Origin of the sequence: Legionella steigerwaltii (assembly GCF_001468065.1) — a bacterium.
Lineage (GTDB): Bacteria > Pseudomonadota > Gammaproteobacteria > Legionellales > Legionellaceae > Legionella > Legionella steigerwaltii.
Genome location: NZ_LNYZ01000029.1, coordinates 67495 through 81907, shown reverse-complemented (window position 1 = coordinate 81907; position 14413 = coordinate 67495). Strand labels below are relative to the sequence as shown.

Below are 14413 nucleotides of genomic sequence, written 5' to 3'. Positions count from 1 at the left end.
ATAAGGTTTGGTAGACCTTAACAGTGTGGCTCATCTAGGTGCCGGGTAAAAGGGAGGATGAGTCCATATCATTGCTTGCTGACCAAACTTTTGTATTAAGTATGCCTGATGCTCAACATCGGTTTCTCGCGTCAATTCTAAGCGCATATATTCCAATCGACCAACACAAAATTGGACACGGTTTAAACTTAAAGCACCATCAGAATATTGCTCTATTTTAGGAATTAATTCATTTTTATACCACACATTATCAGGCTTAGGAGTTTTAAATACAGACTAACCACTAAACACAACAATATTATGGATAAGATTTGGATCTATGAACTCACATAGCTTTTGAATGGCTTTAACATGCTTATAATTTTGGTATATTGGATTCTGAAATCTGAATTTCAAGTAATAAATAGTTTGAGTCCAACTCTTTGATTTAGGATTAGCAAATATCCATCCTTTGTAATGTTTGGTTTCTATCACAAATATACCTTTTGTACTAACCAAAACATGATCAATCTGAGTAGTTGAGCCATCTTCTAAGCGTAAAGTAACATTACTCAGTACATGAGAATCTCTATTTCTACAATATTTTGCTAAAGAGCGTCTAACTTGAGCCTCACCATTATTTTCAACCGATGCTCTACGAGCTCTCCCCGCAATGTAACCAAATACTAAAGCTAGAGCTGATAATGATAAACAAATAATCTCATACCAATCGCCCATACTGGCTCCTGATAAAATATAATCGTCCATAAAGTTAGTAATGTTAAATCGCTTAGGTAATAACACTTTGCGTTAAGTGTACCCCAAAGTGTACCCAAGAATTTTTATTAGGAAGTGATTTATTCGTAACTCATTGATTTTATTGGTCGGGACGGAAGGATTTGAACCTTCGACCACTAGCACCCCATGCTAGTACGCTACCAGGCTGCGCTACGCCCCGATTAGGTGGGAAATGATAGCGAAGTCTGGGGGAAATAACAAGGGGTTGTGGGATTGTCATCTTTGTAGCCTGGGTGCAGCGCAGCGGAACCCGGGATTATAACGCATGAATGATTTCTTAATCCCGGGTTCCGCTGCGCTGCACCCAGGCTACAATTTTACAATCCTACAATCCACATTTAATTTTGGGGAATGATTCTTTTTGAACTTTCTGACAGAATAAACGCACAGGCATTAATTCCTGCAGTACATAACAGTTGCTTTTCTTCTTTTGCCCAGTACCCCCCATACGGTTTAACTATTTGATTCACTGAGGGCGAGAGGTGAATGGTCATCCATAAATACGTGCCTTTCTCTGTTGGATTTCGCCAATGATAATAGCAAACCAGATTATTGTTTTGGTTAATCAGTGCTTGCATAAAACCAATACTGTCTGGTGCCTTCCATCCTTGATAGTCCATTTGCCAATATAATGTCCCGACTTGGAACGCTTCGGAGCTGTATTGATGCTTCACTACTTCTGCTGCTGGCGGACAAAAGTGGAGTTCTGGAGTTTTTGATCCGTGATTTGTTTTTTCCCCTATTCGCTCCATTAAATCTTGAATAAATGGGTTGTAATAGCTACCAACGGCAATACCTATTATAAAAATGATTAGGATGAATAAACTATTTTTTAAAAATTTGTACACTTTCAATCTCCTGGCACGAACTCCTCAAGTCTATGATAAATACTCGAGGAGAGGCCCATTTTTATAATAATGTTTTGATCTTCTGAGCTTCAAATTTAGAGTGTGAAATTTGAACGTATTGTTTGCAGCTCAGTAACTCCGCATATTGCAAGGCACCTACGGCGTTATTTAAGATCTCTTTTGCCACATCAGAAGAGTCTTCCATAATTAAATACGCGGCTGTACTCATTTGCACTGAAGCCATATGGAGTTTATTAATGCAAACCTTTTTTTCTTGGCTGTCCGCTAAAGAGATAATCACTCGCGAAAGCTCGTAACACTGATTGGCTAAGAACTCTTTACTTGGCCCGGACTGCACATTCATACTGAATACAGGTAAACTTAATATTAACGCTTTTTTTAAAGTCATTTTAAACATAGGGATACTCCTGTAAGTTGCCGAATAAACCTGCTTCGCTTCACACAATCCTGATGCATGAAGAATAAGTTAAACTCTAACGATGCAATGACTATATAGAACAAAAAGTAACCTAGATCCAATTTCCAGGTTACAATAAGTCATTTTATCTTGGTGCTTAACCGTTTAGTGCTTGGTTTAAGCAAAAGCATTAATTCCTGTAATATGTTTTCCTAGTACCAGAGTATGGACATTGTCCGTACCCTCGTATGTAAAGACTGATTCTAAATTAAGCATGTGACGAATCACATGATATTCAAGGCTGATTCCATTTGCTCCTAATAGATTCCTGCATTTTCGCGCAATATTTAATGCCTCACGACAGGCATTGCCCTTAGCCAGAGAAATCATCACCGGATTTTCACGATGATTATCTTTTATTCGGCCTATCTGCAAATTAAGACATTGCGCCTTAATAATTTCAGTATACATATCTGCTAAATCTTTTTGAATAAGCTGAAATGAAGCCAAAGGTTTATTAAATTGCTTACGCTCTAACAGATAATCTCGCGTAATATCAAAACACGCCATTGCAGCACCCATAGCGCCCCAGGCAATACCATATCTCGCTTGGCTTAAGCAGCTTAAAGGAGCGCCCAAACCTTTTTCACTTCCCGGGAGATAATTTTCATCGGGAACAAAAACATCATCAAACACCAACTCCCCAGTGTTTGACGCACGTAATGACATCTTTAATTTGATTTCAGGACGACTTAATCCCTCTGATTTCGTATCTACAATAAAGCCTCGGACACCTTCATCTGTTTTTGCCCAAACAACGGCGATATCAGCGATTGGTGAATTGGTTATCCACATTTTAGCGCCATTCAAACTCCAGCCGCCTTTCACTTTCTTCGCGGTCGTTCTCATTCCAGCTGGATCCGAGCCAAAATCAGGCTCAGTCAAACCAAAACAACCAATAATCTCGCCTGTAGCCATCCCCGGCAAAAAGCGCACGCGTTGTTCTTCAGAACCATAACGAAAAATAGGATACATGCATAAAGAACTTTGTACGGAAACAAAACTACGTAAGCCACTATCACCTCGTTCTAACTCCTGGCAAACCAAGCCGTAAGCGACATAGGATGCTTCAGCGCCACCGTATTCTGCAGGTAAGGTCAAACCCAATAAACCCATTTCAGCGGATTTTTTAATAAGCTCTCGTGGAAATTGAGCATGTTCAAAAGATTCAGCCATCAAAGGCATTACATCATTGCTGACGAAACGCGCTACGCTATCGCGTATCATGCGCTCATCACCATTCAATTGCTCATCAAGAAACAACAAGTCGTCCACTTTCTTTCTCCCTTTTATCTGACTGTAACGCAATCACGGCTTCAATAATACTTTCTTTACTGGGTAACAAATATTGCCAAGCATTACCCAAGGGAATAAAGCAATCTTTACCGGTAATTCGTTTGATTTTTAAACTGGATGAAGCCTCTTCTAACAACAAAGTCATCAAACCTTCACTAACCGAACCACTTTGCCTGCCTTCATCCACAATTAATACGTTTTTCGCTTTGGCGATTTCTTTCAAAATCCCTTTGACAGGTAAGGGACTAAGCCATCGTAAGTCTACTATTTTTACTGGAATATTATGTTCTTCCTGCAGTACCTTCGCAGCTTGTCGTGATAAATAATAACCATTAGCGTACGTTAGGATAACCGTTGCTCCATCTCCAAAAACACCCACTTCACCTTCCTCAATCACGGTACCGGGTGCAGGATAGTTGAAAAGCCATCCATTATCACCAGGTTCGTGCAAGTCTTTCGTCATATATAAAGCAATAGGTTCTAAGAAGACAACGACCCTGCCTTCCTCATAGGCCATGCGTACGCAAGTACGTAACATTTTTGCGGCATCGGGACCATTTGAAGGACAAGCGACAATTACTCCAGGTAAATCACGAAGTACCGCAATGGAGTTATCATTATGAAAATGGCCACCAAATCCTTTCTGATAAGCCAATGAAGCAATACGCAGGACCATTGGATTTTGGTATTGGCCACTGGAAAAAAAGGATAAGGTGGATGCTTCTCCGCGCAGTTGATCTTCTGCATTATGTAAATAAGCCAAAAATTGAATTTCCGGAACCGGAATGAATCCATTATGAGCTAAGCCAATTGCAGTACCTAAAATGGTCGTCTCATCTAAAAGAGTATCAAATACTCGGCGTTGTCCAAAACGAGTCTGTAAATCAGCAGTGACTCGATAAACACCCCCTTTTTTACCTACATCTTCACCAAATACCAGCATATTGGGGTATTGCATCATGAGATCAGTCAAAGCAAAATTAATTTGTTGACATAAATTTCGTTTTTGAGCTAATTGCGAGAATGCGTTGGCGAAAACTTTGGTTCGTTGCTCCTCACTCGGTAGAGGAAGTGCTTGTTTTTTAGGTACTGAAGGGATTAACGACGACATTACTGCTTCGGCGCTTGAAAGTTTGGGTTGCCTTATTGCATCTACCGCTTTGGCCTCAATTAAATCTTTATTATTTCGATAAAGACTTAGCATGTCTTGCACACTCATCCAGCCTTCCCGATAAAGAATGCCTGCCGTATGCAACAAAGGATCTTGAGCTTCTCTGGCTTCTATTTCATCGGGTGTACAGTATTGTGATTCAATATCAGAACCAGCATGCCCTAATAAACGCACGCATCGCATATGTAAGAAAACAGGTTGTTTTTTTACACGCGCCAAATATTCAGCTTCTTGCGCTGCTGCATAGGCATCAGCAATATTTAATCCATCACAAGCAATATAATGCAAACCAGGCCGAGCACTGACTGAACGTTCTATCCAGCATGATGGAGTGGGCACAGAAATTCCTATGCCATTGTCTTCACAAATAAATACTATGGGTAAAGGATAGTTTTGCTGCGCGATCCATGAGCAGGAATTTAAAGTAGCTTGTGCCGATGCATGGTTAGTCGACGCATCACCAAACGTACAAATGATCAGGGAATCTGGATTTAAGTTGCTGTGAATATTTAATTCTTTTGCACGAGTAATCGATAGAGCGGCGCCTAAAGCTTTAGGTAAATGGGATGCAATGGTTGATGTTTGTGGCGGAATATTTAAAGGAACACTTCCAAATACTTTGTGTCGTCCTCCTGAAATGGGATCGGTTGCTGCAGCAACCAAAGACAGTAAAATATCCCTAACCCCATCAGCACCCTGTACTTTCTTAGCACGTTGTAAATAAAAGGCACCACTACGATAATGCAAAAATGCCATATCATCCGGACGAAAAACCTGTCCCCAAACCGCATTACCTTCATGTCCGCTGCTGCCTATGGTATAAAAAGACAAACCTTTTTCCTTAAGCTGCCTGGCAATCAAATCAAGAAGACGTGATTTAATTTGCGAATCAAAAAGCTCTATAGCAGTTTTCTTATCCAATTCCGCTGTTTCCGGACTCATTGTGCTCTTGGGTTTTGGAAAGTCTGCTTGTTGTACTCGATTGATAAATTGCTCATCAACTACAATGGTCCTGTCTAACATCACTACATCCTGTTTGAGTTATTTTCTATAAGAAGATGATGAGTATATACTGATTCAAAATGAACAGGAAGAATGTGTTTATATTCCCCTCACCCTGTCCCCTCTCCCGAAAATGGGAGAGGGTAACTTTTTTATTGTTCCATCTCAGCCTTTTTTATTAAATGAATGAAGAACCATCTTTTCGAACAATATAACCACCAATTGCTCAATTCTGGATATTATTGTTTAAATAATCTACAATCTTTGTAGGCATCCATAATAGGGGGCTTTATAATGAAATGGATTATTTTGTTAGGAAGTATTGCTTTGACGGCTGGATGTTGTTGTAACACCGTATACTACACCTCACCAGCATTCGTTCCAGTTACCTATGCACGAACAGTTACTTATAGGCCGGTAGTTACCTATAGACCTGTAGTTAGACGTGTCGTGACACCGGTTAGTCAACCTGTAACTGTTTTTTCATATCCTGTAGGACCTCTAGATGTAACCACAACTACGATTGATTTTTATTGATCTAAAAAAACTGTAGCCTGGGTGCAGCGCAGCGGAACCCAGGGATAATGCAGTAGCACCTATCCCGGGTTCCGCTGCGCTGCACCCAGGCTACAAGTAAATCCGTGGGAGCCAGGTGTAGCCTTCAATTAATCTTCCTCTTCCTTGGAAGAATAACCACACCCATCTTGCGGGCAAAGAATTAGTCGACCAAATTTTTTGCTTTCTTTCACCGTCAAAATAGGCCAAGCACATTTTGGACAGGGTTGATTAATCGGCTCATTCCATAACGCATAATCGCATTTAGGATAATTACCACAGGAATAGAAAATCTTGCCCTTTCTTGATTTGCGCTGCAAGATTTTTGCCTCATGACACTTGGGACATTCCACCCCCGTATCCGCTGGTTTTTCTATTGGCTCCATATGCTTGCATTGAGGATAATTACTGCATCCGATAAAGCGACCATAACGTCCATTTTTTATATGCAAAGGACTGGTACAAACTGGACAAACTCTTCCTTCAACAACTTCGGGTTCATTTTTTTCGTTATCCTGGCCTGCAATATCCTGCGTGTAATCACATTCAGGATAACCTGTGCACCCAATAAATCGTCCGCGCTTACCCAATCTTATTGACAGTGGCTTTCCACATTTAGGACATTGTTCATCCAAAATTTCCGAGGTCACGTCTTTACGTTGCACTTGTTGATCGGTCGTTTCAATTTGTTGCACAAAAGGTTGCCAGAATTCTTCTAAAACAGGAACCCATTCTTTTTCACCACGTGAAATCGCATCCAATGTGTCCTCAAGCTCGGCGGTAAATTTATAGTCTACGTACCGCGTAAAATAACCCGTCAAAAAACGATTCACGATGCGACCAACATCTGTTGGAAAGAATCTTTTCTTATCCACAATCACGTATTCACGCTGTTGTAGTGTGTGAATAATGGACGCATAAGTTGATGGGCGACCAATATCATATTCTTCCAACGCCTTAACCAAGGTGGCCTCAGAATATCTTGGTGGTGGCTCAGTAAAGTGCTGATTGGCTAAGAAATCTTGTACTTTAACCTTTTCACCTACAGCCAATGCAGGGAGTAATGAACCTTCGCTTTCGTCTTCTTTGGTATCATCACGACCTTCTTCATACACTGAAAGGAACCCAGCGAAAGTAATTGTAGAGCCATTCGCACGGAATATATTCCCTTCACCGCAACTTAAATCAACAGCAACCGTATCAAGTATTGCATCGGCCATTTGACAGGCTACCGTACGTTTCCAAATAAGACTGTAGAGTTTGTATTGATCCACGGTTAAAGCTGATTGCACCATTTCGGGCGTACGTTTAATCGATGTGGGTCGAATCGCCTCATGTGCTTCCTGAGCATTTTTGGATTTGGTTTTGTAAATTCTTGGGCTTGCAGGGCAATTGCTTTCACCAAAACGTTCTGTAATAAACTGTCGGGTTTCTTCTATTGCTTCCACCGATAAATTAACCGAATCGGTACGCATGTAACTGATAAGACCCACTGTTCCTGTCCCAATATCTATCCCTTCATATAATTGTTGGGCAACCATCATCGATTTTCGCGCGGTAAAACCTAATTTTCGTGCTGCTTCTTGTTGCAAAGTCGATGTAATAAACGGAGGTGAGGGCTTACGCTTGCGTTGTTTTTTCTCAATTTGAGTGACAAGTAAATTACCTTGTGCCTGACGAATCAAATATTCTTTGATTTGCCGTGCCTGTTCTTCCTTATTGACCGTAAACTGTTGTAATTTTTCATTTTTGAAATGCGTTAAACGTGCTTCAAAGGGCACGTTTGTATGAATGCATTGAGCCAAAATCTTCCAATATTCTTGGGCTACAAAACGCTCGATTTCTTCTTCGCGCTCCACAATAAGCCGCAATGCTGGGCTTTGTACCCGTCCAGCGGAGAGTCCTCTTCTGACTTTTTTCCATAACAGAGGAGATAAATTAAAACCCACCAAATAGTCCAATGCGCGTCGTGCTTGTTGCGCATTAACTAAATCCATAGAAATTGAACGAGGATGATTGATTGCATCCTGAATTGCTGATTTGGTAATCTCATTGAAAAAAATCCGATGAATGGGCTTATCCTTAGTTAGATTTTTTTCTTTCATTAATTCATAAATATGCCAAGAAATGGCTTCTCCCTCGCGATCAGGGTCCGTTGCCAGTAATAATGAGTCTGCCTTTTTAAGCATTTTTGCAATTGTTTCGATATGTCTCGAGTTCTTTTCAATAGGAACATAAGTCATAGCAAAATGTTTATCGGGATTAACCGAACCTTTACGTGCTGGCAAATCACGAACATGTCCATAAGAAGCGACAACCTCGTAATCGCTACCCAAATATTTTTGAATTGTCTTCGCTTTGGCGGGTGACTCAACAATCACCAAATGTTTACTCATAGTAACGTTAACCTTATCCTTTTCTCTTCATCCCTAAGCCACCAAATGCTCGTATTAAGAAAAATACGGGAGTTTGGTGCTGAAAATGAAATATCAACAACTCTAGTAGTATAGGAATAGATGATCTTTTAATGTAATGTCAATTGATCTTCTGATTGATAAAGAACTAAATCAAGAAAAGCCAATTGTTCTTCATTTAAAGTACTGGCTAAAGTATTTCTGATTGTCCATTTAGTCTCTTGAAGAGTTACGATACGAGATTCAGAAAATTGCAATTGATTCATAATCATTTCGAATGATTCTTCATTAAGAATTTTCCATAATTTCATGCGTATGAGAAATTGATAACTGGCCTTAGTCAGTTTCATTTGCTCATCATAAGTAAATACTCGCGTTGATGTCTGTTGTTGTAACTTCAAATACAAAACTTGTTCTTCTGAAGACATCTCTTCTTCATTCAGTTCCGTTGCATCCTGATCAGCGGTTTTATGGCTTTTTTGCAGCTGGGTAAGACTTTTTTCAAATAAACTCAATAACATTTCAAATAAGTTATCTTTCATATACTAACACCTCATATAGCCACCGGGCACAGATACAACAGCCCCATTTAATTCTAATTCTGCAAGCTCACTAGTGACTTGCTCAACGGTGCATCCACTACGTAAAATGATCTGATCAACAGTTGTCATTTCAAAGCCAATGAACTTTACTAGGTTTTTATTCCCGCTGGCAAGAGGTAAAATAGCTTTATCAGCTGTTTGCTGTTCTGAATCAATCCGTAACTCTTCAAGAACATCAGCAACTGAAGTGACTAATTTAGCGCCCTGCTGTAGCAGGTAATGACACCCTCGAGCCAGGGGGTTATGAATGGAGCCAGGGATTGCCAAAACATCTCGATTTTGTTCCAAGGCCATTCGTGCAGTGATTAAAGAACCACTCTTTATTGCTGACTCAACAACCAAAGTGCACAATGACAAACCACTTATTATACGATTTCTTCGTGGGAAATGTCCAGCGGTTGGCGGACTTTTTAGCGGAAATTCGCTCATTAAAAGTCCATTTCGAACAATTTTTTGTGATAATGAGTGATGCCGGTATGGATAAATTCGATCAATTCCTGTTCCCAAAACAGCTATCGTTTGTCCGCCTGCCTCTAAACATCCTTGATGAGCCTCGGCATCGATACCTAAAGCTAAGCCACTTACAATGGTAACTCCATGAGCTGCGATGGCCTTTGCAAATTGTCGAGCATTTTCACTGCCGGTCACCGTCGGATTGCGGCTACCTACTACAGCTAATCTTGGTTGCGTTAAACAAGCAAGTTGTCCTTTTGCATACAAAACAATGGGGGGATCCGTAATTTCCTTCAATAAAGCGGGGTACTCAGGCGAGTCCCAGGTCAGGATATGATGTTCGTCAGCTGCCTCTAACCAATTGAGATCTTCTTGAATCAAATTCAGGTCAAAACCTGCTATGGTTTGTGCCATAACGGGTGATAAACCAGCTTGCTCAAGCTCAGCTACTGAGAGTTGGAACATTTGTTGTAAATCAGGCCAGCGCTTTTGCAATTTTGCAACCGTACGCGGGCCAACCCTTTCCATTCGATTTAATGCGAGGTAATAAGATAAATTACTCATGGATTAGTCACATAGTTTGACAAATAAACAGCTCGAGTTGAACGAACGATTAAGGCAAAACTGGTTTTAGTGAATACACGGAACACCATAACCTCACCAATACGCTCGGGCGGTAATTTTATAGGAACCAGTCTATTTCTAGGATCGCTTACTGTACCTGAATCTCTATAGATGCCTAATACATCCCCTGCTTCCAATCCTTCACGTGCTCCTAAACTAATCACTACCACACCACCCACTGCCTCCTGGACATTCCCGTTGGGCATACCATCAGGCATATCAATAATAAATCCCTTTACGAGGAATCTAGGAGCTTTGGGTTCAAAAAACAAATTAAATTCAGGACTATTGTTAATCAAAACACTATCTTGAACTTTAATTCCTTCATTAATTCTAGTTAATAAAATGGTTGCAGGTTCTCCCCCAGCAACCAACTCAGCATACCCTACCAGATCCGCTCGATACCCCAAGAGTTCTTTGGTTCTTGGATGCTCATAATTTTTCCCTCCTCTAAAAATCGAATAAGAGGGGATACCCCCAGTAGGTATTTTTCGTGAAGGATGCAATCCTTTAACATAAGCCTTATCCCCTTGACCGCCCATCATACGCTCCCCTATTAAAGCAACAATGTAAGGTGCTAGGCTGACAGCATCCAGATCCAATATAAGGGACTCATTTAAAAAAGGCTTAATTTCATTTAAGGGAATTGGAAGAACCGCCTCTTCTAAGGGCATAGGGCGAGCCTTAGGTGATAATTTGATAGTACCATTCGACAGTACTCTAATGTAGGGTTTATTTTGAAAATAGGCTAAAACCAGAACCGCTCCAGGGTACAGCCGATTGGGATTTTTTATCTTGGGATTGGCATGCCAAAGTTCTTTCCATTCCCAGGGTTTATGTAGATAAAAACTGGCAATACGCCACAAAGTGTCTCCAGGTTGTACAACATACCGCTCAGGAGCGTCGGATCGCAAGCTTAGTGCGTAATTCAATGTAGAAAAGAAAAAAAAGATTATAAAGAGAATAAATCTCATTAGAGTCAATCCTTTGTTGGAATATCTTGCATAAATAGTCACCGCATATCAAGGAAACAGCCATATTGGACCGCTCACCTAGATTTTCACATCCCACGTGACCCATTACTATCTTGCAGCCTTACAATATATGGAGGATAATATAACATGATTTTTATGCAGAGAACCAGATAAACGATGGCTATTCATACGATTCTATATTTACCTGACCCCCGATTAAGAGAAGTTTCAAAACCTGTTGTTCACTTTGATGATAAATTACAAACTTTAATCGAAGACATGTTTGAGACAATGTATGATGCCCATGGTGTTGGGCTTGCAGCACCGCAAATTGGTGTGGGCTTACGTTTATCCGTGATTGATATTATAGGGGATAAACAGAATCAAATAGTGATTATCAATCCTGAAATTGTTGCCTCTGAAGGTGAAAAAAAATTTGAAGAAGGCTGTCTTTCTGTTCCTGGAGCTTATGATACAGTGACCCGTGCAGAAAAAGTTACAGTAAAAGCTTTGGATAGACATGGAAAACCTTTTGAAATTCAAGCCGATGGCTTGCTCGCTGAATGTTTGCAACATGAAATTGATCATATGAATGGCAAACTATTTATTGATCTGCTTTCTCCATTGAAAAAAGCCATGGCGCGTAAAAAACTAGAAAAATTCAAAAAACGCCAACATGCACGAAAATAATTTGCTGCATTATTTACAGTTTTTCATTCAAGATATGTCCTATAAGATAGCAAAATATAAAAATCTAGGTGAACGGTTGAATTTGAGCACAGGTTGAACGAAAATCACTTCGAAAAAACGGAGCATAGATTGACTGTGTGAGTATTTTTCGAAGTGATTTTCGTTCAAGACGTGCCAAATACGCCGTTCCTTGATACAAAGTGACCATTTACCTTGAGTACATACCATGAGTCAATTGAACATTGTTTTTGCTGGAACCCCGGAATTTGGCTTGCCTTGTCTTGATGCATTACAGCATTCAATACATCATATTCAAGCCATTTACACTCAACCGGATCGACCTGCTGGGCGCGGCCGAAAATTACAAGCTTCTGCAGTAAAAGAGTGGGCATTAAAACATCAAATTCCAGTCTATCAACCCTTGAATTTTAAAAACCCTGAGGCAATTTCTGAGCTCGCCGCATTAAAACCCGATGTAATGATCGTGATTGCTTATGGATTAATTCTACCTAAGGCAGTTCTTGAAATTCCGCGCTTAGGTTGTATTAATGTGCATGCTTCTTTGTTGCCTCGATGGCGTGGTGCCTCTCCAATTCAATCGGCTATTCTTCATGGTGATACAGAAACAGGCGTAACTATAATGCAAATGGATGTGGGCATGGATACAGGTGCAATGCTTCATAAAGCACGTTGCCCCATAACTGCATCAGAAACCGCACAAAGTTTACATGACAAGTTGGCACAGATCTCAGCTCAGCCTTTATTGCAAACTTTGGATGAACTAGCCAGGCAAACAATTCAGCCTGAAATTCAAAATAATGAATTAGCGACCTATGCTCGTAAAATTAATAAAGAAGACGCATGCATCAACTGGCAGCACTCGGCAATAGAAATTGATCAAACAATTCGTGCATTCAATCCTTGGCCAATCGCGTATACCACCTATGAGGAAGAAATTTTACGTATTCACCAGGCAAAAATTGTTGCATTGCAATCTCAGCAAGCCCCAGGAACGCTGATACATATTGATAAAAAGGGCATGCTAATTGCTACTGGCGATCAGGGTTTGCTTATTGAAAAAATCCAGTTTCCAGGAGGCAAAGTAATTTCTATAGCCGATTGGTTAAACTCCTCTAAATCACGGCCGCACATAGGGTATGTGTTTTAATGAACAAGAATGAACGACTGCATGCCTTAAAAATTTTGACACGTTTACTGGCTGAGAAATCATCCCTATCCCAACTGATGTCGGCTGCAGCTGAAGTATCCCCAATGACCAAAGAAATATGCTTTGGTTTTTGCCGCCATTATTTTCGTTTGCAGGCCATCGCAGAGTGTTTGTTGCAAAAAAGACCCAAAGAGCTGGAGATTTGGGTTGCATTACTTATAGGTCTTTATCAATTACACTACATGCAACAGCCTGATTATGCGGTAGTTCAAGAAACGGTTGCGTTGCTCGAAAAAATCAAAAAACCTTGGGCTAAAGGTTTAGTCAACGCTGTTTTGCGCAATTTTTGCCGTCAACAAAAGGAAATCCTGGCGCGTTTGAACAAGAATCCTTTATTTCTTCATGGTCAACCACAATGGCTAATTGAACGTTTACAAGCAGATTGGCCTAATGACTGGCAATCAATAGCTCAGGCAAATGATGCACATCCTCCTATGACCTTAAGAGTGAATGTCAAAAAAAATTCGGTTTCCGAATACTTACAGATTTTAAATCGCGAAGGCATTGCTGCAAAACTACATCCTGCAGCTCCTGAAGGAATTACTTTAAACACCCCTTGCGATGTACGCCAACTTCCAGGTTTTGCGGAAGGAAATGTCTCTGTTCAAGATGGCGCCGCGCAATTAGCGGCTTCTTTGTTGTCTTTAAAACCTGGATTACGCCTTCTTGATGCCTGTTGTGCTCCTGGAGGCAAAACCTGTCATATTTTAGAAAAAGAGCCAAATCTGGCGGCATGTATTGCTTTGGATGTTGATGCGAGGCGATTAAAACGTGTTCAAGAGAACTTGAGTCGTCTTAATTTACAGGCAACTTTAGTTCAAGGAGATGCGCTAGATCCTGCCTCTTGGTGGGATGGACAACTCTTTGATCGCATTTTATTAGATGCCCCTTGTTCAGCAACTGGTGTTATTCGCCGCCATTCGGACATTAAATTATTACGCAATAATGAAGAAATTGTTACAATAACTAACATACAGCATAATATGCTGAATTGCTTATGGCCTTTGCTGGCAAAAGGTGGCTTACTGGTTTATGCAACATGTTCCGTAATGTCCGTGGAAAATGAACAACAAATCGCAAATTTTGTTGCGATTCATCCAGACTGTACAATAATAAAAGAACCTTGGACTTGGGGGCATGCAACAGGTCATGGCCAACAAATTTTGCCAGGGGAACAAGGCATGGACGGCTTTTTCTATGCAGTACTATTGAAGAATAATAACTCAGTTCAATAGGTTACTATTTAATCGAACGATTGGATTTGAGTGTAGGTTGTGAGAAAATTTTCCTAAGCAAGCGCA

At 40.5% G+C, this 14413-nt stretch carries 14 protein-coding genes and 1 tRNA gene; 4 read left to right on the top strand and 11 right to left on the bottom strand.

The genetic code is table 11. The features are described 5' to 3' along the window. Positions 1-30: 30 nt before the first annotated feature. From Lstg_RS18025 to Lstg_RS14240, 7 genes are all read right to left on the bottom strand, one after another. Positions 31-246: a hypothetical protein gene (locus Lstg_RS18025; protein ID WP_238585443.1), complete on the bottom strand. Its 216-nt coding sequence runs from the start codon at positions 244-246 to the stop codon at positions 31-33. Between the two features lie 30 nt (positions 247-276). Next, entirely contained in the window at positions 277-717 is a 441-nt protein-coding gene (locus tag Lstg_RS18020) for a nuclease-related domain-containing protein (protein ID WP_238585442.1), read from the bottom strand. A gap of 143 nt (positions 718-860) precedes the next feature. Continuing rightward, positions 861-937, bottom strand: a tRNA-Pro gene (locus tag Lstg_RS14260). 178 nt (positions 938-1115) lie between these two features. Next, a complete protein-coding gene (locus Lstg_RS14255; protein ID WP_058478345.1) occupies positions 1116-1625 on the bottom strand; it encodes a hypothetical protein in 510 nt (169 codons plus the stop codon). A gap of 61 nt (positions 1626-1686) precedes the next feature. Beyond that, positions 1687-2043 (bottom strand): hypothetical protein, encoded by a 357-nt coding sequence (locus Lstg_RS14250; RefSeq protein WP_058478344.1) that lies wholly within the window; start codon positions 2041-2043, stop codon positions 1687-1689. 177 nt (positions 2044-2220) lie between these two features. Next, entirely contained in the window at positions 2221-3378 is a 1158-nt protein-coding gene (locus Lstg_RS14245; RefSeq protein WP_058478343.1) for an acyl-CoA dehydrogenase family protein, read from the bottom strand. Further along, positions 3356-5593: a thiamine pyrophosphate-dependent enzyme gene (locus Lstg_RS14240; RefSeq protein ID WP_058478342.1), complete on the bottom strand. Its 2238-nt coding sequence runs from the start codon at positions 5591-5593 to the stop codon at positions 3356-3358. The genes Lstg_RS14245 and Lstg_RS14240 overlap by 23 nt, the downstream gene beginning before the upstream one ends. A 273-nt stretch (positions 5594-5866) precedes the next feature. Between Lstg_RS14240 and Lstg_RS17565 the strand changes: the two genes are divergently transcribed. Continuing rightward, positions 5867-6109 carry a hypothetical protein gene (locus Lstg_RS17565; RefSeq protein WP_082650861.1) on the top strand — a complete coding sequence of 81 codons (243 nt, stop codon included), beginning with the start codon at positions 5867-5869 and terminating at the stop codon, positions 6107-6109. Between the two features lie 128 nt (positions 6110-6237). On the opposite strand, the gene topA is transcribed toward Lstg_RS17565, so the two are convergent. From topA to Lstg_RS14220, 4 genes are all read right to left on the bottom strand, one after another. Further along, entirely contained in the window at positions 6238-8523 is a 2286-nt protein-coding gene (gene topA / locus Lstg_RS14235; protein WP_058478341.1) for a type I DNA topoisomerase, read from the bottom strand. Between the two features lie 128 nt (positions 8524-8651). Further along, positions 8652-9083 (bottom strand): DUF494 family protein, encoded by a 432-nt coding sequence (locus Lstg_RS14230; protein WP_058478340.1) that lies wholly within the window; start codon positions 9081-9083, stop codon positions 8652-8654. 3 nt (positions 9084-9086) lie between these two features. Continuing rightward, positions 9087-10160, bottom strand: a complete 1074-nt coding sequence (dprA, locus tag Lstg_RS14225) for a DNA-processing protein DprA (protein WP_058478339.1) — start codon at positions 10158-10160, stop codon at positions 9087-9089. Next, positions 10157-11194, bottom strand: coding sequence for a LysM peptidoglycan-binding domain-containing protein (locus Lstg_RS14220; protein WP_058478338.1), 1038 nt, complete (start codon positions 11192-11194; stop codon positions 10157-10159). The genes dprA and Lstg_RS14220 overlap by 4 nt, the downstream gene beginning before the upstream one ends. A 177-nt stretch (positions 11195-11371) precedes the next feature. On the opposite strand from Lstg_RS14220, the gene def reads away from it, so the two are divergent. The 3 genes from def (at position 11372) to rsmB (ending at position 14347) form a co-directional block, all read left to right on the top strand. After that, entirely contained in the window at positions 11372-11884 is a 513-nt protein-coding gene (gene def, locus Lstg_RS14215; RefSeq protein WP_058478337.1) for a peptide deformylase, read from the top strand. Positions 11885-12110: 226 nt separating this feature from the next. Next, on the top strand, positions 12111-13052 hold the full coding sequence (gene fmt, locus Lstg_RS14210) for a methionyl-tRNA formyltransferase (protein WP_058478336.1): 942 nt from the start codon (positions 12111-12113) through the stop codon (positions 13050-13052). Then, entirely contained in the window at positions 13052-14347 is a 1296-nt protein-coding gene (gene rsmB / locus Lstg_RS14205; protein ID WP_058478335.1) for a 16S rRNA (cytosine(967)-C(5))-methyltransferase RsmB, read from the top strand. Before fmt ends, rsmB begins: the two co-directional genes overlap by 1 nt. Positions 14348-14413 lie beyond the last annotated feature (66 nt).

Bases quoted from the DNA above. Each gene is read 5' to 3' on its own strand.
- Lstg_RS18020 (WP_238585442.1), bottom strand. From the start codon at position 717: ATGGGCGATTGGTATGAGATTATTTGTTTATCATTATCAGCTCTAGCT.
- Lstg_RS14250 (WP_058478344.1), bottom strand. From the start codon at position 2,043: ATGTTTAAAATGACTTTAAAAAAAGCGTTAATATTAAGTTTACCTGTA.
- Lstg_RS14240 (WP_058478342.1), bottom strand. From the start codon at position 5,593: ATGTTAGACAGGACCATTGTAGTTGATGAGCAATTTATCAATCGAGTA.
- Lstg_RS17565 (WP_082650861.1), top strand. From the start codon at position 5,867: ATGAAATGGATTATTTTGTTAGGAAGTATTGCTTTGACGGCTGGATGT.
- topA (WP_058478341.1), bottom strand. From the start codon at position 8,523: ATGAGTAAACATTTGGTGATTGTTGAGTCACCCGCCAAAGCGAAGACA.
- Lstg_RS14230 (WP_058478340.1), bottom strand. From the start codon at position 9,083: ATGAAAGATAACTTATTTGAAATGTTATTGAGTTTATTTGAAAAAAGT.
- dprA (WP_058478339.1), bottom strand. From the start codon at position 10,160: ATGAGTAATTTATCTTATTACCTCGCATTAAATCGAATGGAAAGGGTT.
- Lstg_RS14220 (WP_058478338.1), bottom strand. From the start codon at position 11,194: ATGAGATTTATTCTCTTTATAATCTTTTTTTTCTTTTCTACATTGAAT.
- def (WP_058478337.1), top strand. From the start codon at position 11,372: ATGGCTATTCATACGATTCTATATTTACCTGACCCCCGATTAAGAGAA.
- fmt (WP_058478336.1), top strand. From the start codon at position 12,111: ATGAGTCAATTGAACATTGTTTTTGCTGGAACCCCGGAATTTGGCTTG.
- rsmB (WP_058478335.1), top strand. From the start codon at position 13,052: ATGAACAAGAATGAACGACTGCATGCCTTAAAAATTTTGACACGTTTA.